At 64.0% G+C, this 22,400-nt stretch carries 17 protein-coding genes; 13 read left to right on the top strand and 4 right to left on the bottom strand.

The window, feature by feature from the left end:
• Positions 1-20 precede the first annotated feature (20 nt).
• Positions 21-2,222: a caspase family protein gene (locus NKH91_RS02900; RefSeq protein WP_352847353.1), complete on the bottom strand. Its 2,202-nt coding sequence runs from the start codon at positions 2,220-2,222 to the stop codon at positions 21-23.
• A gap of 211 nt (positions 2,223-2,433) precedes the next feature.
• Here NKH91_RS02900 and NKH91_RS02895 point away from each other — a divergent pair, with 211 nt between their 5' ends.
• Positions 2,434-2,838, top strand: a complete 405-nt coding sequence (locus NKH91_RS02895; RefSeq protein ID WP_023721937.1) for a Fur family transcriptional regulator — start codon at positions 2,434-2,436, stop codon at positions 2,836-2,838.
• Positions 2,839-3,061: 223 nt separating this feature from the next.
• On the opposite strand, the gene polA is transcribed toward NKH91_RS02895, so the two are convergent.
• Complete coding sequence (polA, locus tag NKH91_RS02890) at positions 3,062-6,010, bottom strand: DNA polymerase I (RefSeq protein ID WP_352847356.1); 2,949 nt, start codon at positions 6,008-6,010, stop codon at positions 3,062-3,064.
• Between the two features lie 445 nt (positions 6,011-6,455).
• On the opposite strand from polA, the gene NKH91_RS02885 reads away from it, so the two are divergent.
• The 5 genes from NKH91_RS02885 to NKH91_RS02865 all read left to right on the top strand — a co-directional run bounded on the left by NKH91_RS02885 (position 6,456) and on the right by NKH91_RS02865 (position 12,381).
• The gene (locus NKH91_RS02885) at positions 6,456-7,841 is read left to right on the top strand and encodes a M20/M25/M40 family metallo-hydrolase (protein WP_352884541.1); all 1,386 of its coding nucleotides are present in this window, start codon (positions 6,456-6,458) and stop codon (positions 7,839-7,841) included.
• 103 nt (positions 7,842-7,944) lie between these two features.
• Entirely contained in the window at positions 7,945-8,565 is a 621-nt protein-coding gene (locus NKH91_RS02880; protein ID WP_031193995.1) for a ribonuclease D, read from the top strand.
• Between the two features lie 204 nt (positions 8,566-8,769).
• Positions 8,770-9,021: a hypothetical protein gene (locus NKH91_RS02875; protein WP_352483601.1), complete on the top strand. Its 252-nt coding sequence runs from the start codon at positions 8,770-8,772 to the stop codon at positions 9,019-9,021.
• A 291-nt stretch (positions 9,022-9,312) separates the two neighbouring features.
• The gene (locus NKH91_RS02870; protein WP_352847361.1) at positions 9,313-11,568 is read left to right on the top strand and encodes a transglycosylase domain-containing protein; all 2,256 of its coding nucleotides are present in this window, start codon (positions 9,313-9,315) and stop codon (positions 11,566-11,568) included.
• Positions 11,569-11,628: 60 nt separating this feature from the next.
• Complete coding sequence (locus NKH91_RS02865; RefSeq protein WP_023718933.1) at positions 11,629-12,381, top strand: SDR family NAD(P)-dependent oxidoreductase; 753 nt, start codon at positions 11,629-11,631, stop codon at positions 12,379-12,381.
• A 114-nt stretch (positions 12,382-12,495) separates the two neighbouring features.
• Here the strand turns inward: NKH91_RS02865 and NKH91_RS02860 are convergent, their stop codons facing one another.
• Positions 12,496-14,268, bottom strand: a complete 1,773-nt coding sequence (locus NKH91_RS02860; protein ID WP_352847363.1) for a cation:proton antiporter domain-containing protein — start codon at positions 14,266-14,268, stop codon at positions 12,496-12,498.
• Between the two features lie 438 nt (positions 14,269-14,706).
• Between NKH91_RS02860 and NKH91_RS02855 the strand changes: the two genes are divergently transcribed.
• Complete coding sequence (locus tag NKH91_RS02855; protein ID WP_352847366.1) at positions 14,707-15,204, top strand: GNAT family N-acetyltransferase; 498 nt, start codon at positions 14,707-14,709, stop codon at positions 15,202-15,204.
• A gap of 419 nt (positions 15,205-15,623) precedes the next feature.
• Here NKH91_RS02855 and NKH91_RS02850 read toward each other — a convergent pair whose 3' ends face one another.
• Positions 15,624-16,073, bottom strand: a complete 450-nt coding sequence (locus NKH91_RS02850) for a baeRF12 domain-containing protein (RefSeq protein ID WP_352847368.1) — start codon at positions 16,071-16,073, stop codon at positions 15,624-15,626.
• A gap of 441 nt (positions 16,074-16,514) precedes the next feature.
• Here NKH91_RS02850 and cysG point away from each other — a divergent pair, with 441 nt between their 5' ends.
• The 6 genes from cysG to NKH91_RS02820 all read left to right on the top strand — a co-directional run bounded on the left by cysG (position 16,515) and on the right by NKH91_RS02820 (position 22,262).
• Entirely contained in the window at positions 16,515-17,966 is a 1,452-nt protein-coding gene (cysG, locus tag NKH91_RS02845; RefSeq protein ID WP_352592662.1) for a siroheme synthase CysG, read from the top strand.
• On the top strand, positions 17,963-18,268 hold the full coding sequence (locus NKH91_RS02840) for a DUF2849 domain-containing protein (protein ID WP_023718938.1): 306 nt from the start codon (positions 17,963-17,965) through the stop codon (positions 18,266-18,268). The genes cysG and NKH91_RS02840 overlap by 4 nt, the downstream gene beginning before the upstream one ends.
• Before the next feature lie 73 nt (positions 18,269-18,341).
• Positions 18,342-20,012, top strand: a complete 1,671-nt coding sequence (locus NKH91_RS02835) for a nitrite/sulfite reductase (RefSeq protein ID WP_023718939.1) — start codon at positions 18,342-18,344, stop codon at positions 20,010-20,012.
• Positions 19,987-20,751, top strand: coding sequence for a phosphoadenylyl-sulfate reductase (locus NKH91_RS02830; protein ID WP_352847370.1), 765 nt, complete (start codon positions 19,987-19,989; stop codon positions 20,749-20,751). The genes NKH91_RS02835 and NKH91_RS02830 overlap by 26 nt, the downstream gene beginning before the upstream one ends.
• A gap of 216 nt (positions 20,752-20,967) precedes the next feature.
• Positions 20,968-21,504, top strand: coding sequence for a DUF934 domain-containing protein (locus tag NKH91_RS02825; protein ID WP_352717410.1), 537 nt, complete (start codon positions 20,968-20,970; stop codon positions 21,502-21,504).
• A 137-nt stretch (positions 21,505-21,641) separates the two neighbouring features.
• Positions 21,642-22,262 (top strand): DJ-1/PfpI family protein, encoded by a 621-nt coding sequence (locus tag NKH91_RS02820; RefSeq protein WP_352847372.1) that lies wholly within the window; start codon positions 21,642-21,644, stop codon positions 22,260-22,262.
• Positions 22,263-22,400 lie beyond the last annotated feature (138 nt).

Here is a 22,400-nt window from a genome sequence, read left to right as displayed (position 1 = left end):
GCCGGGCGCTTGATCCCGCCTCAGGCGCGCGGCACCGTCTCCATCGGGAAGATCATCACGGCGCCCTTCGATGCCTTGTCGTCGGTGAGCCGCATGGCCGACCGCGTCGCCGGCGCCATGCCGATATCGGCCAGCATATCGGAGAAACTTGGCTGTCCCAGTCCGCGCGTTACCGAGACAACCCCCGCTTGCGCCAGGAAGCTCAGGTCCTGCTTCTCGCTCTGCGGCGGCGCCTCGGTCAAGACGGCGATCATCTGCTCCATGCCGAAGCTGGTGTCGGTGAATTTGAACAGGCCTTCCTCGAGCACGGCGCCCTCGGTCAGGCGCTCGGCAAGAAAATGCTGGATGGAATAGTCGGAGCCGACATAGAGCACGTTGATGTCAACCAGGTTGGTCGAGCCGTTCCAGACCAGCACATGCACCTGATCGTCGGGCGAAACACGCGGCACCGTCGACGGCTCGATAGGCTGCAGCGCGTCACTGTCCAGACGCTTGATCCGGAACTCGACGTCGACCTCTTCCGGCCGATAATCCGAAGCGGCGGCCAGCCTCGACAGGCCGATGGCGCGGAAGATTTTCGTCAGGTTCCTGGCCGCGGCGTCGATCAGCTTTTCGCGGCCGTCCGGATGAATGACGATCAGCGGCGGCTTGCTGCCATCCTTGAGCGTCATGTCGCCCGAAGCTGGCAGGAACCACAGCGCCGGCGCGTCGGTGGCGTCTTCTGCGGCGCCGGCAATGGCATTCTCGCGCAGCACGGCGAGACGCAGATCTGCGCTCTTGCCCGGCTCGACCAGCGCGATGTGGAACCCTGAGTTCTCCCTGGCCGCCAGATCGTCGAGAACCGAGTTCGCCAGCGCAGCCTCTTTCTCGAGGCCTTTGGCCGCTGCCGGCCGCGCGACCACGAGCTTGTAGTCGACGGCGAGCTCGGCGAGCCGGGCATAGGCATTGGCGGGGATGTCAGCCAGCTTGAGCGCCGGCTTGCCGCCGAACTCGACCGGCTGGACCCGGCTCTCCAGGTTCTTTGCCGATCGCACCTGGAGATAACCAAGCGCCTCGGACAGCGGCGACAGCGCCGACGGCAAGATTGCCAGCTTGCTGCCGGGGGTGAGGCGATGCAGCAGTCCGGCGCCGATGGTGGCTTTGTCGTCCTTGACGACGATCGGCCATTGCATGACCGCATCGGTCTTGTCGGTGCCGAAGACGCGTGCGTCGAGTTCTCCCTCGAACAGCGGCGTTGGCCGGGTGCGGCCGTCCGCCGAATATTGCTGCAGCACCGACTGACCGAGTTGGCGGTAGGTGATGTTGGGGTTCTCGGCCAGTTTCGACAGGATGGTGAAGGTGAACAGCCCGAAACGCGGCGCATCGGCCGTGCCCCTGGGCAGCGGCATCTCAGGCGTCGTCTCCACCGTCTGCGCCGCGTAGAAGGCGACCAATCTACCCTTGGTGGTCGGCTCGGCGCCGGTCGGCGCCAGCTTGAAGGCCGGCTTGCGCTGCCCGTCCTCGTCAAAGCCGCGCGGCGCGGCCGACGCAATCCCGTCATAGGCTTTCACCGCAGCCGCCCTGGCAGCATCGTCGCCGCCGACCAGATCGGCGAACTCGACCTTGCGTTCCAGCTCGTCGTCGACCTCGGCGGCGCGCGTCGCCGTGCCGGAATGGCAGCAGTCGAACACGGCCCAGATAAAGGCGCCCTTGTCGCGAATGGCGTCGAGCGCGGTGCCGATCTCGTTGTCGACCAGCGCATTGGGCACGCCCTGTTCGCGGTTGACCCATTTGTCGATGTCGGACGGCAAGAAAATTTCGTCGAGGCCGTCGGTCTCGTCGCCCTTGGTCGCCGCGGGCTGTTGCGCGCCGTGACCGGACAAATGCAGATAGACGAAATCATCACGCTGGACCTTGGCGGCAAGGTCGGCGAGTGCTGCCTTGATCGCCGCATGTGTCGGCGGTCCGTTGGCGCCTTCGACATCCTTGGCGAGCAGCGTGACGTTTTCGGCCAGGAATTTTACCGGCGCGGGCGTGTTCCCCAGGAGGTAATCGCGCACCAGGCCGGCATCGTTTTTCGGTCCGATCAGCCAGTTTTTCTTCGGCAGGTTCGGGTAATCGGTGCAGGCAACAAGCAGCGCATGGTAGGTGCGCGCCGCTGCGAATGCCCGAAACGGCACCAAGCCGGCAGCGGCCAGCGCAGACGTGCCGGCAAGCAGCGTCCGCCGCGTCACTTTGATCATGGTTGCTTCCCCAAGCCCGATCGAATTTCCAAGCACAGCCAGCCTGGCTGACGATTTTGTCAGTATTTTGAATATGGCGCCGCCGGCCAGCCGACCACCGGCTGCGAATAGAAACAGTAGCAAAAATAGCAGTTCGTCGCTATCTCAGTGCAAGAGGTCGAATTGCATGCGAACTGGCAGTGATCGGCACGGAGCGGCTTGGAACGGGATCATGGCGGCAAGGGATGTACTGACGAAGAACCAGCTTTGCGTTCTCGAGAAACTCGAGGCCGCCAGCGGGCCGCTCAGCGCCTATACGTTGCTCGACCAATTGCGCGAGCGCGGTTTTCGTGCACCGCTGCAGGTCTATCGGGCGCTCGACACGCTGGTGAAGTCCGGCTTCGTGCACAGGCTCGAAAGCCTCAATTCCTTCGTCGCCTGTGCCGAGCCGCACGACCACAGCCATTCGATGACGGCGTTTGCCATCTGCGACAGCTGCGGCCAGGTGACCGAGTTCTCCGACCACGATGTCGGCCACCGGCTCGACGAATGGGTGCGCTCGACCGGCTTCGCCGCTAAGAAGGCGGTGATCGAGTTCCGCGGCACCTGTGCGAAGTGTTTGGCTGAGGCGGCTTGAGGGCTTACTAAGCCGCGAGATGCTGGCGGGACAGCGCCCCCCTCTGTCCTGCCGGACATCTCCCCCACATGGGGGGAGATCGGCTAACATCCCGGCGTTTGCCACTTCCAATCGATGGTGCGCAGCGCCCAAGCTGCCAATCTCCCCCCTCGTGGGGGAGATGTCCGGCAGGACAGAGGGGGGCGCGACGAATCGCTACAGATTGCAGTTGATCGGCCCCGCCCTAATGCGCCTCTTCCCAGTTGTTGGCGGCGCGGGCGTCGACGTGCAGCGGCACCGACATCGATACCGCCGGCATGGCGGCGTTCTCCATGACGTGGCAGACGACGGGAATCGTCGCCTCGACCTCGGCTTCGGCCGTCTCGAAGACCAGTTCGTCATGCACCTGCAGCAGCATGCGGGCGGAAAGCTTCGCCTTCTCCAGCGCCTCGTCCATGCGGATCATGGCGCGACGGATGATGTCGGCGGCGGTGCCCTGCAGGCGTGCGTTGATCGAGGCGCGCTCGTTGAACGCCCGGATCGAGGGGTTTGACGATCTGATCTCCGGGTAGTGGATGCGGCGGCCGAAGATGGTCTCGACGAAGCCGTGCTCGCGCGCATAGGCCTTGGTGGCGTCGATATAGTCGCGGATGCCGGGGAAGCGCTCGAAATATTTCTTGATGTAGTCACCGGCTTCTTCGCGTGCGATCGACAGCTGGTTGGCGAGGCCAAAGGCCGAAATGCCGTAGATGATGCCGAAATTGATCGCCTTGGCACGGCGGCGCACTTCCGAAGGCATGCCCTCGACCGGCACGTTGAACATTTCCGAGGCGGTGATGGCGTGGATGTCGGCGCCGTCGGCGAAGGCCTGCTTGAGCTGCGGGATTTCGGCGACATGGGCGAGCACGCGCAATTCGATCTGGCTGTAGTCGGCGGAAACCAGCTTGTTGCCCTTGTCGGCGATGAAGGCCGTCCTGATCTTTCGCCCCTCGACGGTGCGCACCGGGATGTTCTGCAGATTGGGATCCGAGGACGACAGCCGGCCGGTCGTCGTCGCGGCAAGCGCGTAGGAGGTGTGGACGCGCTTGGTGTCGGGATGGATGAAGCCGGGCAGGGCATCGGTATAGGTCGATTTCAGCTTGGTCAGCTGGCGCCAATCGACGATCTTGCGCGGCAATTCGTGGCCTTCGGCGGCGAGGTCTTCGAGAAGCTGCGCCGAGGTTGACCATTGGCCGGTCTTGGTTTTCGAACCGCCGGGCAGGCCCATCCTGCCGAACAGGATGTCGCCGAGCTGTTTTGGCGAGCCGATGTTGATGCGCTCGCCGACCAGCTGGTAGATCTCGTCCTCGAGCCGCGCCGCACCTTGTGCCAGTTCGCCGGAGAGCCGCGACAGGATCTGCCGGTCGACGGAGATGCCGCGTTGTTCCATCCGTGCCAGGACTGGCACCAGCGGCCGTTCCAGCCGTTCATAGACCGAGACCAGGCCCTTGGCGGCAAGGCGTGGCTTCAGCACCTGCCAGAGCCTGAGCGCGACGTCGGCGTGCTCGGCGCCGTAAGCCGTCGCCTTGCCGAGGTCGGCCTGATCGAGGCCGACGAAGTTTCTTCCCGAACCGGCCAGTTCCTTCAGCGGAATGGTCGCGTGGCCGAGCCATTTATCGGCCAGCGCCTCCAGGCCATGGCCACCATGGGTGCCGGCCTCGAGCACGTAGGAGATCAGCATGGTGTCGTCATAGGGGCCGATCTCGATGCCATGACGGCTCATGACGACGAGGCGGTATTTCATGTCGTGCACGATCTTGAGGACAGATTTGTCCTCGAGCAGCGGCTTGAGCAACGCTAGTGCGTCGCGGATCGAGATCTGGTTGTCGACCGCGCCGCCGCCGAGCAGGTCGCCATTGCCGTTTTTATGGGCAAGCGGCACGTAGGCGGCGTGGCCGGGCGCGACGGCCATGGCAAGGCCGATCAGTTCGGCCCGCATCGGATCGGGCGAGGAGGCCTTAACGTCGAAGGCGACGATGCCTCTCTCCATCGCTTCGGCGATCCAGGCCTTCAGCGTCGCGGCGTCGCGGATGCAGGCGTAGGCGCCGGTGTCGATCTTGCGGACGGTCGCAGCCTCCAGGCGAAGCGCCGAAAGCAGGGATGGGGTGTCGCCTTGCTTGGCTTCGGCCGGGACTTCGGAAGCCGCTTCGTCCGACGGGGGTGCGCGCTCGGCGGCCGCGGGCACGCCAAAACCCATATCGGGGCCATGCGCGGTATCGGCACGCTCTATCGTCACGGCAGTGGCCGCAACGTCGCCCGCGTCGGTTCCGGTCGCTTCGGCGACGCGGCGGGTCAGCGTCGAGAATTCCATGGTCTTGAGAAAGCCGATCAGCCTGGGACCGTCCGGCGCGTGCAACACGAATTCGTCAAGCCCTTCGGTCACCGGCACGTCGTTCTTCAGCGTCACCAGATCACGCGAAATGCGCGCCTTGTCGGCGTTGGCGATGATCGATTCGCGCCGCTTGTCCTGCTTGATCTCGCCGGCGCGGGCGAGCAGCGTATCGAGGTCGCCGAACTGTTCGAGCAATTGCGCCGCCGTCTTCGGCCCGATGCCGGGCACGCCTGGCACATTGTCGACCGAATCGCCGGTCAGCGCCTGCAGGTCGATCATTTTCTCCGGCGGCACGCCCCACTTCTCGATCACCTCGGGAACGCCGATCTGGCGGTCCTTCATCGGGTCGTACATGGCAACCGTTGGGCCAACCAGTTGCATCAAATCCTTGTCGGAAGAGATGATGGTGGTGTCGGCGCCGGCTTCGCAGGCAAGCCGGCAATAGGTGGCGATCAGGTCGTCGGCCTCGTAGCCTTCCGTTTCGATGCATGGCAGGTTGAAGGCCCTGGTCGCCTGACGAATCAGGCCGAATTGCGGGATCAAATCTTCCGGCGGCGCCGAGCGGTTGGCCTTGTATTCGGGGTAGAGGTCGTTGCGGAAGGTTTTCGACGAATAGTCGAAGATCACGGCGAAATGCGTCGGCACGATGCCGACATCGGTGTTGCGGGCGTCCTGCGTCAGCTTCCAGACCATGTTGCAGAAGCCGAGCACGGCACTGGTCGGCAGCCCGTCGGACTTGCGGGACAGTGGCGGGAGCGCGTGATAGGCACGGAAGATGTAGCCGGAGCCGTCGACAAGGAAGAGATGATCGCCTTTTTTCATGGCACGAGGGATAGCGCGGCGCAGCGCCGCGGTCCATGCCAAAGGCGGCTTGCGCCAAGGGTTCCGGCAACACCCTGACAAATGGCGTGTGAGCTTGGCCGGCCTGGCGGCTTGGCCGGAACTTTGTTCGCTCACGCCTATGTTACAAAAGTGTAATTTTTGTGCCCTTGAATCGCCACGTTCGCAGACACAGATAAACGCTATCGGCAGTTTTCGCCGAAGTCCGGAGCAAGGCCCGTCCCCCGCCTATCCCGGACACTTGCGGCAGCCTATCCCCCCTCTCCGGGCTGCCGCATCGTTTCGAGTAAGGCCGCCGTGGTTCCCCCTCCACCACGGCGGCATTTTTTTGCCTTTCGACCCGATCCTGCCCGTGGCCCAACGTTCGCGGGCTTTCCGTTTGGCCGCATGGGCTCTAGATTCGCCGCCAGAATCGAAAGGCCCGCCTATGTCCGCAGTTTCCCCTGTCCTCGACCGCCTCGACAAGAACTTCGACCAGAGCCTGGAACGCCTGTTCGGCCTGCTCAGTATCAAGTCGATCTCCACCGATCCCGACTACGCGGCCTACTGCCGCAAGGCCGCCGAATGGCTGGTCGCCGAGCTCAAGCTGATCGGCTTCGACGCCAGCGTGCGCGACACGCCAGGGCATCCGATGGTGGTCGCGCATCACGACGGGCCAGCCGGCGCGCCGCATCTGTTGTTTTACGGCCATTACGACGTGCAGCCGATCGATCCGATCGAGTTGTGGGAAAGCGACCCGTTCGCGCCGGCGGTCAAGGAGATCGAGCCCGGCCACAAGGTGATCACCGGCCGCGGCGCGGCCGACGACAAGGGTCAGCTGATGACCTTCGTCGAGGCCTGCCGCGCGTGGAAGCAGGTGCATGGCGGATTGCCGTGCCGAATCACGATCCTGTTCGAGGGCGAGGAGGAGTCCGGATCGCCGTCGCTGAAACCGTTTCTCGAGGCGAATGCGGATGAGCTGAGGGCCGATTTCGCGCTGGTCTGCGACACCGGCATGTGGGATCGCGATACGCCGTCGATCTGCGTCTCGCTGCGCGGGCTGGTCGGCGAGGAGATCACGGTGAGTGCCGCCGACCGCGACCTGCATTCCGGGCTCTACGGCGGTGCGGCGGCCAATCCGATCCGCATCCTGGCAAAAATCCTGGCCGACATCCACGATGAGGATGGCCACGTCACCATTCCGGGTTTCTATGACGGCGTCGAGGAAACGCCGTCGCAGATATTGCAGTCGTGGCTGTCGCTGGGCGAGACCGCCGAGACCTTCCTCGGCCCGATCGGCCTGTCGATTCCGTCCGGCGAAAAGGGCCGCTCGGTGCTCGAACTGACCTGGGCCCGCCCGACGGCCGAGTTCAACGGCATCATCGGCGGCTATACCGGCAAGGGCTTCAAGACGGTGATCGCCGCGCAAGCCTCGGCAAAAGTCTCCTTCCGCCTCGTCCACAAACAGGATCCGGCAAAAATCCGCGCCGCCTTCCAGGCATTCGTCAGGGAGCGCGTTCCGGCCGACTGCTCGGTCGAATTCCATCCGCACGGCGCCTCGCCGGCGATCCAGCTTTCCTACGACTCGCCCTTCCTCGCCAAGGCCAAGCAGGCGCTGTCCGACGAATGGCCGAAGCCGGCAGTGGTGACCGGCAGCGGCGGCTCGATCCCGGTGGTCGGCGATTTCCAGACCTATCTCGGCATGGAATCGCTGCTGGTCGGTTTCGGCCTCGACGATGACCGCATCCACTCACCGAACGAGAAGTACGAGATGAGCTCCTTCCACAAGGGCCAGCGCTCCTGGGCGCGCATTCTCGAGGCGCTGACACGCTGAAATTGCGTCACAATCAACTTTGTGTTGATTTTTCACCGGATCACGGCAAGGACGGGCACGGCCCGTCGCGCATCGGTGCACGGGGCCGCGACCGGAGAAGACGATGAGCGACATACGTTTCCACAAAAACGATTTGCCCGGCCTGCTGCATTACGATGTCGGGGCGGTCGCTATCGACACCGAGACGCTGGGGCTGAACCCGCATCGCGACCGGCTCTGCGTCGTGCAGATCTCACCGGGCGACGGCTCGGCCGACGTCATCCAGATCGCGCCCGGCCAGAGGAAGGCGCCGAACCTCGTCAGCCTGCTGAAGAACCGCAGCATCACCAAGCTCTTCCATTACGGCCGCTTCGACCTCGCCGTGCTCTACAACGCCTTTGGCGTCATGCCGGAGCCGGTGTTCTGCACAAAGATCGCGTCGCGGCTGACGCGCACCTACACCGACCGGCACGGGCTGAAGGACATCTGCTTCGAGCTTCTCGGGGTCGGCCTGTCGAAGGCGCAGCAATCCTCGGACTGGGCGGCCGAGACGCTATCGCCCGAGCAGCTCGAATATGCCGCCTCCGACGTGCTCTATTTGCACCGGCTGCGCGACGTGCTGAGCGCGCGGCTGGCGCGCGACAACCGGACCAGGGAAGCCGATGCCTGCTTCCGCTTCCTGCCGACGCGTGCGAAACTCGATCTGATGGGCTGGGATGAGGAGGATATCTTCGCCCACAGCTAATGGCCTTCATGGTAATTCTACTCCGGCGGCCATCTGGCGCAGTTTTCTCCGCTTCCGGTGCTCACGGACCCAAATGTCCGCTGCGCTCCGGTTCTCGAAAACCACGCCATATGTCTCGCCGGAGCGAATTCTCATAAAGGCCATCGGCCAGGAACCGAGGGCGCTTGTCCCGGCGCTCCGTTCGCTTCACCGGGAGGAATGGAAATGGCTGCGCGAAAACCGATCGAAACGGCACCGAAGGACGGTTCCAAGGTCACCGTCTACTGGCAGGATAGGGACGGCGTGATGAACGAAAGCATCGCGCAATACCGTTCGCTCGACCGGCTGAAGGCGGCCGGCGGCGACTGGGACGAAAGCGACGCCGGCTGGTGGGCCTATACGGACGGCCATACGCAAAAGAAGATCGAACCGATCAGCTGGCGGCCGGCCTCCGACGACCCGGACGCGGACGACTGAGGGTTGTCGCAACCGCCGAACTGAAGTGATTATTCTGAGGCGAAGCGTATTTTGTTCTTGCTTTGTGCCGGCAGCTATGCTATTAATCCCGCTATGGTGCTTATTGGCGCCAACGACCCGCCCGCCGAGGCGGGTTTTTTCGTTTCGGCTTTGGCACTGTCGCGAGCCGGGCGTGCTTCGCAAGTGATTGAATACAGTTTACTTCGATTTTTCCCGACTTAACCCGCCCTTAAATCGCCGCATCTAGTCTTCAACCCGAACGCCATAGGCATGGGGAAGACAGCACAGCGCATGGCGAACCGGAAAGACAGTCGCATCGAACCCAGCTTCGAGACATCGCCGGGGGCGAGGTCCTCGGCGGGTTTTTCGGTGAGCGAGGAGGACCGCGTCGTGCCGAGCAACCGTAAAGCCTCTACTGCAAAGCGCAAATCGTCCAAGGCCAAGCCGTCGCGTGGCGGGCGCGGCAAAGGCCGGCGCGGCCTGTTCGGCGTGCTCGGCCGGCTGTTCTACTGGTGCTTCGTGCTGGCCATCTGGGGCGGCATCGCCACTGCCGGCATCGTCGTCTACTACGGCGCGAAGATGCCGGCGGCCACCACCTGGGCCATTCCCGACCGCGCGCCCAACATCAAGATCGTCTCGGTCGACGGCCAGCTGCTTGGCAATCGCGGCATGAGCGGCGGCGAGGCCGTCGGCCTGCACGAAATGTCGCCCTATATTCCCGAGGCCGTTATCGCCATCGAAGACCGCCGCTTCTATTCGCATTTCGGCATCGATCCGATCGGCCTTTCCCGGGCCATGGTGACCAATGTGCTCGGCGGGCATTTTTCGCAGGGCGGCTCGACGCTGACCCAGCAATTGGCCAAGAACCTGTTCCTCACGCCGGACCGCACGCTGGAACGCAAGGTGCAGGAAGTGCTTTTGGCGCTGTGGCTCGAGCACAAGCATACGAAGGACCAGATCCTCGAAATGTACCTCAATCGGGTCTATTTCGGCTCCGGTGCCTATGGCGTCGAAGCGGCCTCGCGCCGCTATTTCGGCAAGAGCGCGCGCGACGTCACACTGTCGGAGGCCGCCCTTCTCGCCGGCCTGCTCAAGGCGCCGTCGCGGCTGTCGCCGGCGCGCGACCCGAAGGCGGCCGAACAGCGTTCGCAGCTGGTGCTCGCCGCGATGCGCGACGAGGGCACGATCAGCGCCAAGGAGATGACCACGGCGATGAGCGCGCCGGCGACGCGCGCGCCGTCCTACTGGACCGGCTCGGAAAACTATGTCGCCGACACGATCATGGAAGAACTGCCCGACCTGATCGGCGACGTGCGCCGCGACATCGTTGTCGACACGACCGTCGATCTGACGCTGCAGAAGCTCGCCGAGCAATCGATCCGGAGGCTGATCGACCAAAGCGGCAAGAAGCTCAATGTCAGCCAGGGCGCGCTGGTGTCGATCGACAATTCCGGCGCGGTGCGCGCCATGGTCGGCGGCTATGATTATTCGACCAGCCAGTTCGACCGCGCCTCGGAGGCGCGCCGCCAGCCGGGTTCGGCGTTCAAGCCGTTCGTCTATATGGCGGCGCTGGAATCCGGCCGTACGCCCGACAGCGTGCGCAACGACGCGCCGATCAAGATCGGCAACTGGACGCCCGACAATTACGGCGGCAAATATTTCGGCAAGGTGACGCTGGCGACGGCGCTGGCAAAGTCGCTGAACTCGGTCGCCGCGCAGCTGACCATGGAAGTCGGGCCGAATGCGGTGGTCGAGGCAGCGCACCGCATGGGCATCCAGTCCGAGCTGACGGCCAACACCTCGATCGCGCTCGGCACCTCGGAAGTGACGCCGCTGGAACTGACGTCGGCCTATGTTCCCTTCGCCAATGGCGGTTATAAGCCGGACATCCATTTCATCCACCGCGTCACGACAAGCGACGGCAAGGTGCTCTACGAAAACAATGGCGGCGGCGCGCCGCGCGTCGTCAAGGCCGACATTGTCGGCATGATGAATTCGATGATGACCGGCACGGTCGAGATCGGCACGGCCAGGAAGGCGGCGTTCGCCTGGCCGGCCGCCGGCAAGACCGGCACCAGCCAGAATTCGCGCGATGCCTGGTTCATCGGCTATACAGCCAATCTGACCACCGGCGTCTGGTTCGGCAATGATGACGGCAGCGCGATGAGGAAGGTCACCGGCGGCGCATTGCCGGCGCAGGCCTGGCACGAGTTCATGGTCGCCGCGCATGAGGGCGTGCCGGTGCGGCCGCTGCCTGGAACCTGGAAGTCGACGCCGCCCGACACCATCGTCCCGGACGAGATACCGTCCGATACGGCGCCGCCGGCGCCGGTCGCTTCCGTTGGCCAATCAGCGGCGCCCGCGGCAGCTACCCAGTCGGCTTCGCGTCCCGTGCGTCCCGCCGAGACGGTCGATGCCGGCGGCTTGGCCATGCCGGGTGTCGACGGCACAACCGGATCGATCAAGCATCCGGTGCCGCCCGGCAATGTCGGCGGCCCGGTCAAGAAGCGGCAGACCTCGATCCTGGACATTCTGACAGGCGGCTGAACGACAGGCCCCTCGCCACCGCTGCCGCGTTCCGCTACATCTCCCGCTTGGAGACGCGACATGGCTGAACCCGACACCAGAAAGACCATCGTGCTGACCGGCGCCAGCCGCGGTATCGGCCATGCCACGGTCAAGCGCTTTTCACGTGAAGGCTGGCGCGTCATCACCTGCTCGCGCCAGGCCTTTGCCGAGGACTGCCCGTGGCCGGCCGGCCCGGAAGACCACATCAAGGTCGACCTCGCCGACCAGGAGGATGTCGGCATCGCCATCTCGGAAATCCGCCACCGGCTCGAGGCGCATGGCGGGCAGTTGCATGCGCTGGTCAACAATGCCGGCATCTCGCCCAAGCTCAAGGACGGCAACAGCCGCATGAACTCGATCGACACGCCGATGCATGTCTGGCGCGACGTCTTCCAGGTGAATTTCTTCGCCCCGATCATGCTGGCGCGAGGACTGTTCAAGGAGCTGGCATCGGCCAAGGGCTCGATCGTCAACGTCACCTCGATCGCCGGCACCCGGGTGCATCCCTTTGCCGGCACCGCCTATGCAACGTCGAAGGCGGCACTCGGCTCGCTGACCCGCGAGATGGCGCATGATTTCGGCCCGCACGGCATTCGCGTCAACGCGATTGCGCCGGGCGAGATCGATACGGCGATCCTGTCGCCGGGCACGGAAAAAATCGTCGAGACCATCCCGCTGAGGCGCCTGGGCACCACGGCGGAAGTCGCCGACATCATCTTCTTCCTGTGCTCGCAGCAGGCGTCCTACGTGACCGGCTCAGAAATCCACATCAACGGCGGCCAGCACGTTTGAGCGGTTGGTTTTGATCAATCGTTGACGCTGCCCCTCATCCCCCTGCCGGGACCTTCTCCCCGTGAAGAACGGGGAGAAGGGGCTTGACCGCTACGCTGGCGGGGCAGCGCAGGCTTAGGCTGCCGTGGGCGCTTTCGGTGCTGCCAAAACCTCCTCGACGATCCCGCGGGCGATCTCGCGTTCACCCATGATGACGGTGTCGGCACCAAGGCCCTTGAGGTGCTCGACCTCGGCATCGGAATGGGCGCGGGCGATGATTTCGATTGCCGGATTGGCGGCGCGGGCGCGCAGCACGACCTGCCCGGCCTCGAAGGCGTTGGGAATGGCCAGGATTAGCCGCATGGCGCCCTCGGGATTGGATGCGGCGAACACGTCGCCACTCGCCGCGTTGCCGGGTACGGTTTCGACGCCTTCGGCCTTGAGCTTCGCCAACGTCTTGTCGGCATCCTCGATGACGAGGAAGGGCACAGCGGCCTGCTTCAGCGATGTGCCGACAAGGCTGCCGACGCGGCCGTAGCCGATCAGGATGGTGTGGCCGGTCAGCCTCGTCCTGGGCGGCGGGCCATCCTCCTTCGCGGGCGCCGCGACCGAAGCCACCTGGCCGGGTTCGGTCGCCGGGCCGATCGGCCTTGCTTCGCCGGACGGCGCCGTCCTGCCGGCGCGTGCTTCCAGCCAGGGTTTCATCCGGTCGGCGGCAAGAAACATCAGCGGATTGAGGACGATCGACAGGATGGCGCCGGCGAGGATGAGGTCGCGGCCTTGTTCGGGCAGCAGTTTCAGCCCGACGCCGAGTTCGGCCAGGATGAACGAGAATTCGCCGATCTGGGCAAGGCTTGCCGAAATCATCAATGCCGTTGCGACCGGATAGCGGAAAACGACGACGATGACGAAGGCTGCCAGCGACTTGCCGATAACGATGATGGCCAGCGTCGCCAGGATCGGCCAGCCATTGCTGATCAGGCTGAACGGGTCGAACAGCATGCCGACCGAAACGAAGAACAGCACGGAAAAGGCGTCGCGCAGCGGCAGCGATTCCTCGGCCGCCCGATGGCTGAGCTCGGATTCGCTCATGATCATGCCGGCGAAGAAAGCGCCGAGAGCCAGCGACACGCCGAACAGCTTGGCCGCGCCGAAGGCGACGCCAAGCGCAATCGCAAGCACCGCCAGCCGGAACAGTTCGCGTGATCCGGTATGGGCGACGTAGTGCAGGATCCAGGGGATAAGCCGGCGGCCGACCACCAGCATGACCACGACAAAGGCCGCGACCTTGGCCAGTGTGATGCCGACGACGCCCCAGACGCCGTAGCTCGCCGGCAGCGACAGCAGACCGCCGGAGTGCACCTCCACCTGCTCCTGGCCGCCGAGCACGCCGGCCAATGCCGGCAAAAGCACCAGCGCCAGCACCATCGCCAGATCCTCGACGATCAGCCAGCCGACAGCGATGCGGCCACGCTCGGTCTCGATCAGCCGCCGCTCCTGCAGCGCGCGCAACAGCACCACGGTCGAGGCCACGGAAAGCGCCAGGCCGAAGACCAGCCCGGCGCCCATCGACCAGCCGAGCATCCAGGCGAGGCCGGCGCCAAGGGCTGTCGCGAAGCCGATCTGCACGATGGCGCCGGGCACGGCGATGGCGCGGACCGACAACAGGTCCTTCAGCGAGAAATGCAGGCCGACGCCGAACATCAGCAGGATGACGCCGATCTCGGCCAGTTCATTGGCGAGGCCGGCATCGGCAACGAAACCCGGCGTGTTCGGTCCAACCAGAACGCCGGCGATGAGATAGCCTACCAGCGGCGGCACGCGAAAACGGTTGGCAAGTGCGCCGAAGACGAAAGCCAGCCCCAGACCGGCAACGATGGTGGCGATAAGGGGCGTGTCATGCGGCATTGTCTATGGAGCGCCTTCAGGAATTGCCATGTCGGACGTGCGCCGCCCGAAAGCCGCCGCCTCGGCAGTATGGGGGCTCGGACAGTCGCGAGACAACCCGCAATCCCCATGAAATCGATGGCAAAGAAGCAAAAGGCAGAGAGCCGGTAAGCGTTGCCACCCGGCGCGGCTTGCTCCAGGCAGGCGATTGATACGGAAAAGGGCTTATCCCGTTCGCGCAGGCAGACGCTGCTAATTGTGCATTGATAGAACTGGGATTCATCCGTTAGCAGACCGAAGCGGTCCTCGGGATGGAAGATGGGTGCGACGCATCAGGCACGATTCGCCAACCCGTGTGGCAGCCTCCTACTGCGCCACAGGCGTTTTTGAAGCCGGGCGCTTGCGGATGAGACAATCTTCGACAAAGACTTTGGGAAAGCGGAGAACCTTGGAGGAAGTATGGTTGAAATCGCCAATACAGCCGCAGAGCACATTGAGAGTTTCCATGCGGCTCTCGACGTTGTCGCGCGGGAGCGAAAATACCTGACCACGCTTGAAGCGTTCCCGCTTCCTGAGACACGCGATTTCGTTTTGAATATGATTAAGCAGCGAAACCCGCATATCGTGGCGACGGAAGGAGACCGCGTTGTGGGATGGTGCGACATCACCCGCCATTTCTTTCCATCCCACGCTCATCGCGGAAGTTTAGCGATGGGAATCATACCCGATTATCGTGGACAAGGACTGGGCCGTCGCCTTATCACCGCCGCCTTAGAAAAGGCTCGGCAAGAAAACTTCGTTCGCGTTGAACTCTCGGTGCACGCCGATAATAGCCGGGCCATAACGCTGTATGAGAAAACTGGTTTCGTTACGGAAGGTGTCCTCAGGCGTAGCGTTTGCATTGATGGTCGCTATGTCGACACCATCTGCATGGCCGTGATGCTCGACGGTCAATGACCATGCTGGCGCATCCCGACCGACAGTACGTTTTGTCGCCGTGATCCGGCCCCGGTCAGCTTTGAACCGATTGGAACGTGGCGAAGGAGGCCCATTTCGACATCTTCCGGAGCGAGGCTTGGAGGGTGAACGTGCCGCCTTGTGTTTCTCTCCTCACCCCTGCGTCGGGGTGGGAGGGCGGAACGCTGCCCCTCATCCGCCTACCGGCACCTTCTCCCCGTAAGTGACAGGGAGAAGGGGCTTGGACGCAACGCTGGCAACCCCCTCTCCCCGTCTTTCACGGGGGTCCGAAGGACGGGCGAGACAAGCGGCTCGCCCCGGAATGGGTAAGGGTGAGGGGCAGCACAAACCTGATGCGATTGCCCTGGGCTGCTTCAGCCTCACGATCAATAAGGAATGTACGCACCGCCGATGCCCGATCAGGTCGCCTGCAGCAGGCTCTCGATATCGGGTATGCTGTGGTTGGTCAGCGTCTTTGGAATTTCGGCCGTTATCTTGTCGGTGACCTCCTTGTGCAGTTTCCGGCGCATGTCGCCCAGCACTGGCGGCGGTGCGATCAGCACGATCTCCTTGAAGGTGCCGCGATGCGCGAGCTTGTAGAGCCGGTCGGCAATCTCGTCGGCAAAACGCTCCTTGCCGAGGCGGTGCCAATCGGTGTCCTCGACCGCACTGCGGTGGACGGAAGGGCCGTCGCTGTAGCGGCCGGGGCGGTCCGTGCCTTGCTCTCGGGTTGACGGATTTTCCTGCTCCATCTCGTGCACGACCTGAAGGTCGGGATATTGGACGTCTCCACGGTTCTCGAGGAACAGCGCCTTTTCGCCATCTGCCACCACGATCCACAGTCCGCGTTTCAGTCTGACGTTGCTCATGGGGCGCTCCTTTTTGATTTTTCAAGCCCATAGCCGGGCCTTTGCCGCAGGGGCATGACCGGGCTTGGCCCTATAGAGCAAACGCGTGCCGAGGCGTGAATGTTCCGGTACTCGGACCCGGTATCTCCGACAGGAGCCGGCGAGAGCGCCAGGCTGTCTTTGATGGCTCGGCTGGCATGCGGCGGCTTTAATCTACTAAATTGGTAGAAATTGGAAAAATCTGTTTTGTGGCTGGCTCGGCAAGCCGCTAGAAAGGCAGCGGATCAAGGGCCGCAACAGCAGCTTCAATCCGCTCCGCATCTGAATGTGGAATATTTTTCTCTTGGCCGTTATGCTTGCAGAAAAGAGATTGCCTGCTACGAAGCGATGCGCGAGTGGGTGCCTTCTGGTTTTTCGCGCCCCCGCGTAGAACTGGCAAACGGTTCCAGGATTCCGCTCGTCATGCCGCAAGCCAAGCCTAAGCTCAATGCCTTTCCCGTCTTCATGCGGGTCGAGGGCGAAGCCGTCGCCATCGTCGGCGGCGGCGAGGAAGCGCTGGCCAAGGCGCGGCTGCTCGCTCAGTCGAGCGCTGTGCTGCGCATCGTCAGCGATGCCGCAAGCGCCGATCTGCTGGCCTGCATCGCCGAGACGGGTGCCACCCACATTGCCGACGCCTATAATGCAGCACATCTCAATGGTGCGGTGATGGTGTTTGCCGCCAGCGGCGATGAGGCGCTCGACCGCCGCGTTGCCGGGGATGCGCGCCGGCTGGGCATTCCGGTCAATGCCGTCGACCGGCCGGAGCTCTGCGATTTCTTCACGCCGGCACTGGTCAACCGCGCGCCGGTCGCCATTGCCATCGGCACGGAAGGTGCCGGCCCGGTGCTTGCGCAGATGCTGCGCAGCCGCATCGACCGCATGCTGTCGCCCTCGCTCGGGCCGCTCGCGGCACTTGCCGCGTCGTTTCGCGGCGCCGCCGAAAAGCTGCTGCCGAAGGGCAATGCCCGCCGCCGCTTCTGGAGCGATTTCTTTGGCGGCGCGCCGGCCCGTGCCGTGGAGGCCGGCGAGCTTTCGCAGGCGCATGATGCCGCCGTCGGCCTGCTGCTTTCGAACGAACCGGCATCGGGCCATATCGCGCTTGTAGGCGCCGGTCCCGGCGCCGAGGACCTTTTGACGCTGCGCGCCCATCGCCTGCTGATGGAAGCCGACGTGATCGTCCATGACGCGCTGGTGCCGGAGGCCATCGTCGCCATGGGCCGCCGCGATGCCGAACGCCTGCCGGTCGGCAAGCGCAAGGGCTGCCATTCCAAGAGCCAGGCCGAGATCAATGCGCTGCTGGTCGAGCTTGGCCACGCCGGCAAGCGCGTCGTGCGGCTGAAGTCCGGCGACCCGCTGGTGTTCGGCCGGGCCGGCGAGGAGATGGCGGCACTTCGCGATGCCGGCGTCGCCTACGAAGTGGTTCCGGGCGTCACCGCGGCCTTCGCCGCCGCCGCCGATTTCGAACTGCCGCTGACGCTGCGCGGCGTGTCGTCGTCGATGGTGTTCACCACCGGCCACGACCTCAAGGGAAATTCGCTGCCCGATTGGGCAAAGCTCGCCATTTCGGGCGCGACGGTCGCCGTCTATATGGGGCGCTCGGTCGCCGCCGAGGTCGCCGGCCGGCTGATCGAAGCCGGCCTGTCGCCGGACACGGCCGTCGCCGTGGTCGAGAATGCCAGTCTTGCCAACCGCCGCCGTTTCCACGGCACGCTCGCCGACCTGCCGTCGCTGGAGGCGCGCGCCGACCTCAGCGGCCCGGTGATGACGATCATCGGCGACGCCGTCGCCGGCGCCAATTTCGAACGGTCCGAGCCGCTGGCCGCACACAGGCAGGACAGCGTGGCCCGTGCTGCCGCGGAAGGAGTGAACCAATGAAAGTGCTGACCGCGAACCGTCTCGCCGACGGCATAGCCGTCTGGTACGCCAATGGCGGCTGGGCCGAGATCATCGACCATGCCGACATCGCCCATGACAAGGCGGCCGAGGACCGGCTGGAGGCGATCGGCGCCAAGGCCTCCGCCGACAACGAGGTGGTCGACGTCAATCTGATCGACGTGACTGTGGTCAACGGCACTGTCGAGGCGGTCCGGCTGCGCGAAAAGATCCGTGCCGCCGGCCCGACCACCCGCCACGATCTGGGCAAGCAGGCCCGTCCGCAGGCCGCACGCGCGGCATAGATGACACAAGCATGATCCCGATCGTGCTCGAACGAAAAAAATAACGGGCGGACGCGCCCGGAAAGACCTGAAAATGTACCGTTACGATGAGTTCGACCACGATTTCGTCAAGGCCCGCGTCGCCGAGTTCAGCGACCAGGTCGCACGGCGGCTTGCCGGCGAGATCACCGAGGACCAGTTCCGGCCGCTTCGGCTGATGAACGGCGTCTATCTACAGCTGCATGCCTATATGCTGCGCATCGCCGTGCCCTACGGCACGCTGAACAGCAAGCAACTGCGTATGCTCGGCCACATCGCACGCAAATACGACAAGGGTTATGGGCATTTCACGACCCGCCAGAACATCCAGTTCAACTGGCCGGCGTTGTCGGACATCCCGGCGATCCTGGCGGACCTGGCAAGCGTCGAGATGCACGCCATCCAGACCAGTGGCAACTGCATTCGCAACGTCACCGCCGACCACTTCGCCGGCGCCGCCGCCGACGAGGTTGCCGATCCGCGCCCCTATGCCGAAATCCTGCGGCAATGGTCGTCGGTGCATCCGGAGTTTTCGTTCCTGCCGCGAAAATTCAAGATCGCGGTGACCGGCGCCGAGCGCGACCGCGCCGCCATCCAGACGCATGACATCGGCCTGCATCTGAAGAAGAACGCCGCCGGCGAGCTTGGTTTCGCCGTCTATGTCGGCGGCGGCCAGGGCCGCACGCCGATGGTGGCCAAGAAGATCCGCGACTTCCTGCCCGAAGCGGATCTGTTGTCCTACTGCACGGCGATCCTGCGCGTTTACAACCTCTACGGCCGTCGCGACAACAAGTTCAAGGCGCGCATCAAGATCCTGGTCCACGAGACCGGCGTCGAGGAGATCACCCGCCAGGTCGAGGCCGAATGGCAGGAGTTGAAGGACGCCGAGCTGAGGCTGCCGGAAGAAGACATCCGCGCCATCGACGCCTATTTCGCGCCGCCGGCGCTTGTCGATCGGCCGGAAGGCGACGAGGCGGTCAAGCTTGCCCGGCTCGACTCGAAGAGCTTTTCCGAATGGCTGGACCAGAATGTGGTCACCCATCGCCATCCCGACTACGCGGCGGTGACCATCTCGCTCAAGGGCATTGGCGAGACGCCCGGCGACGCCTCCGACAGCCAGATGGAAGCGGTCGCAGACATTGCCGAAAAATATTCCTTCGACGAGCTGCGCGTCAGTCACGAGCAGAACCTGATCCTGCCGCATGTCGCGCGTGCCGACCTCAAGGCGGTCTATGACGCGCTTGTCGATATCGGGCTGGCGACGGCCAATTCCAACCTGATCAGCGACATCATCTCCTGCCCCGGCCTCGATTATTGCGCGCTGGCGACAGCGCGTTCGATTCCCGTGGCACAGGAAATCTCGCGGCGCTTCGCCTCGCTGGAGCGCCAGCGCGAGATCGGCGAATTGAAGCTGAAGATTTCCGGCTGCATCAATGCCTGCGGCCACCATCATGTCGGCCATATCGGCATCCTCGGCGTCGAGAAGAAAGGCGCCGAGCTCTACCAGGTGACGCTCGGCGGCTCGGCCGACGAGAACACCTCGGTCGGAGAGATCATCGGCCGCGGCTTCAGCTCGGAAGAGATCACCGACGCCATCGAGCAGATCGTCGAGACCTATCTCGGGCTTCGGCTGGACAGAAACGAACGATTCATCGACGCCTACCGCCGAGTCGGTCCCGCGCCGTTCAAGGAGGCGCTCTATGCTGGCGAAACCAAGGCCGCTTGACCGGATCGTCGACGTCGAGGCCGGCATCGCCGCCGAAGCGGCGGGCCTCGACGCGCTCTATGGCCATCTGAAGCCGCTGGAGATCATCGAGCGGTCGGCCCGGGAATTCTTTCACGGCGAAATCGCCGCCGTCTCGTCCTTCGGCGCGGATTCGGCGGTGCTGCTGCACATGATCGCGGAGATCGACCGCACGCTGCCGGTGATCTTTCTCGACACCGGCAAGCATTTCGAGGAAACGCTCGGCTATCGTGACGCGCTGGTCGCCGATTTCGGGCTGACCGATATCCGGGTGATCAGGCCCGACGATGCGGCGCTGGCAAGGATCGACCCGACCGGCAATCTGAACGAGACCGATACCGACGCCTGCTGCGACGTGCGCAAGGTCGAGCCGCTGGCGCGCGGCGTCGAGCCGTTCCGCGCCTGGTTCACCGGACGCAAGCGCTTCCAGGCCGCGACCCGGGCAGCGCTTCCGGTGTTCGAGGCGGTCGGCTCGCGCATCCGCATCAATCCGCTGGCGCACTGGACGACATCAGACCAGGCCGGCTACATGCGCGCACATGCGCTGCGTGAAAACCCGCTCGTCGCCTATGGCTATCTGTCGATCGGCTGTTTCCCTTGCACGCAGCCGGTGCAGCCGGGCGACGACGCGCGCAGTGGCCGCTGGGCCGGGCACGCCAAGACCGAATGCGGCATCCATTTGTCGGGGCTGGAGAAGTCGCTGACCGATGCCTCACTTTAGGATATATTGATATTCAGGTGATGCCGGCCTGCAAACGGCGGCTTCCTGCGCTTCCGGCGCTCACGTACCCAAAAGTACGCTCCGCTCCGGTTCTCGGAAGCCACGCAGTTTGGTCGCTTCGCGCCCGCCTTCGGCTCCGGCTCGGCCTGACCTGAATCTCAACACACCCCTGAGGTGTTTTGCACTTTAGAACCTTGTGGACTTGGGAATTTCTTGATGAGCGAATTGATAGCGGAAAACGCCACCCGGCTGTGGACGCCGAATGGTTTTTGCGAGGACGAGTGGGTTCATGCCGAAAGCGCCGAGGCGCTGGTCGGCAATGGCCGCTTCATCCTGCCGCTGCAGGCGTTTCTCGGCCTCGATCCGGAGGTGCGGCGGTCGGCGAAGGAACGCATCGGCGTGCTGCTGCAGCCCGGCGATCAGCTCGAGAAGATCGCCGGCCTGCTCGACCAGCTGTCGCTGGTGGCGCTGGCCTTCCCGGCGTTCAATGACGGCCGCTCGTTCTCCAAGGGCGAATTGCTGCGCAGCCGTTACCATTTCACCGGCGCCATGCGCGCCACCGGGCAGGTGCTTATCGACCAGCTGCCGCACATGCTGCGCCTCGGCTTCGACGAATTCGAGATCTCGCACCCGGTGCTGCTGAAGCGGCTCGAGCAAGGCCGCACCGGCGGACTGCCGCTGTTCTACCAGCCGGCGGTGAAGCCGGAGGCCAAAGGCCCGAAATACTCCTGGCGGCGGGTGCGCGCCAGCTGATCTGCTCCAGGGGACCAGAAGCGCGATCTGGTCGGACCACATTGCCGATTCGATCTTTTATTTTGCCCGTCCCCGTCTTAGGATAGGTCCATTATTTCGCGATCCGAATAAATGTGGCCACAAGGGAGGAACCGGGTATGGCTGGCAAGAAGATATTGATGCTCGTTGGCGAGTTCAGCGAGGAATACGAGATTTTCGTCTTTGAACAGGCCATGCATGCGGTGGGCCATACGGTCCATGTCGTTTGCCCCGACAAGAAGGCCGGCGAGATCCTGAAGACCTCGTTGCACGACTTCGAAGGCCACCAGACCTATACGGAAAAGCTCGGCCACGACTACATCCTCAACAAGACGTTTTCCGAGGTCAACCCGGCCGACTACGACGCCGTCTACGCGGCGGGCGGGCGTGGGCCGGAATATATCCGCATCGACAAGCGCGTGCAGGCGCTGGTGCGGCATTTCCATGACACGGGCAAGCCGATCTTCACCATCTGCCACGGCGTGCAGATCCTGATCGCGGTCGACGGCGTGGTGCGCGGCCGCGAAGTCGCGGCGCTGCAATATTGCGAGCCGGAAGTCACGCTGGCCGGTGGCATCTATATCGATGTTGCGCCGACCGGTGCCCATGTCGACGGCAATCTTGTTTCGGCCAAGGGCTGGCCGGGCCTTGCCGCGTTCATGCGCGAATGCCTGAAAGTGCTGGGCACCGAGATCCGCCAGGGCGAGATCCTGATGCGCGACCAACGCCAGGCGGCTTAAGCTCGGAATTTGGAACCCGCCGCACCCCTAATGCATGTCGCGCAAAAGTGTGCAGCGGTTTTGCGATAACGGCATGCATAAACAAGAACCTAAAGCGCGTGGCATGAGGCCGGTCGAGCGCGACGCGCTTTAGGTGCG

Origin of the sequence: Mesorhizobium sp. M0894 (genome assembly GCF_040319725.1) — a bacterium.
GTDB lineage: Bacteria > Pseudomonadota > Alphaproteobacteria > Rhizobiales > Rhizobiaceae > Mesorhizobium.
The sequence above is the reverse complement of the archived record's forward strand: the minus strand, read 5'-3'. Positions and strand labels throughout refer to the sequence as shown.

Coding starts and splice junctions, on each gene's coding strand:
- NKH91_RS02895 (WP_023721937.1), top strand. CDS start 2,434: ATGGCGGCAAGGGATGTACTGACGAAGAACCAGCTTTGCGTTCTCGAG.
- NKH91_RS02835 (WP_023718939.1), top strand. CDS start 18,342: ATGTACCGTTACGATGAGTTCGACCACGATTTCGTCAAGGCCCGCGTC.
- NKH91_RS02875 (WP_352483601.1), top strand. CDS start 8,770: ATGGCTGCGCGAAAACCGATCGAAACGGCACCGAAGGACGGTTCCAAG.
- NKH91_RS02830 (WP_352847370.1), top strand. CDS start 19,987: ATGCTGGCGAAACCAAGGCCGCTTGACCGGATCGTCGACGTCGAGGCC.
- NKH91_RS02840 (WP_023718938.1), top strand. CDS start 17,963: ATGAAAGTGCTGACCGCGAACCGTCTCGCCGACGGCATAGCCGTCTGG.
- NKH91_RS02870 (WP_352847361.1), top strand. CDS start 9,313: ATGGCGAACCGGAAAGACAGTCGCATCGAACCCAGCTTCGAGACATCG.
- NKH91_RS02860 (WP_352847363.1), bottom strand. CDS start 14,268: ATGCCGCATGACACGCCCCTTATCGCCACCATCGTTGCCGGTCTGGGG.
- NKH91_RS02825 (WP_352717410.1), top strand. CDS start 20,968: ATGAGCGAATTGATAGCGGAAAACGCCACCCGGCTGTGGACGCCGAAT.
- NKH91_RS02820 (WP_352847372.1), top strand. CDS start 21,642: ATGGCTGGCAAGAAGATATTGATGCTCGTTGGCGAGTTCAGCGAGGAA.
- NKH91_RS02880 (WP_031193995.1), top strand. CDS start 7,945: ATGAGCGACATACGTTTCCACAAAAACGATTTGCCCGGCCTGCTGCAT.
- NKH91_RS02850 (WP_352847368.1), bottom strand. CDS start 16,073: ATGAGCAACGTCAGACTGAAACGCGGACTGTGGATCGTGGTGGCAGAT.
- cysG (WP_352592662.1), top strand. CDS start 16,515: ATGCCGCAAGCCAAGCCTAAGCTCAATGCCTTTCCCGTCTTCATGCGG.
- polA (WP_352847356.1), bottom strand. CDS start 6,010: ATGAAAAAAGGCGATCATCTCTTCCTTGTCGACGGCTCCGGCTACATC.
- NKH91_RS02900 (WP_352847353.1), bottom strand. CDS start 2,222: ATGATCAAAGTGACGCGGCGGACGCTGCTTGCCGGCACGTCTGCGCTG.
- NKH91_RS02855 (WP_352847366.1), top strand. CDS start 14,707: ATGGTTGAAATCGCCAATACAGCCGCAGAGCACATTGAGAGTTTCCAT.
- NKH91_RS02865 (WP_023718933.1), top strand. CDS start 11,629: ATGGCTGAACCCGACACCAGAAAGACCATCGTGCTGACCGGCGCCAGC.
- NKH91_RS02885 (WP_352884541.1), top strand. CDS start 6,456: ATGTCCGCAGTTTCCCCTGTCCTCGACCGCCTCGACAAGAACTTCGAC.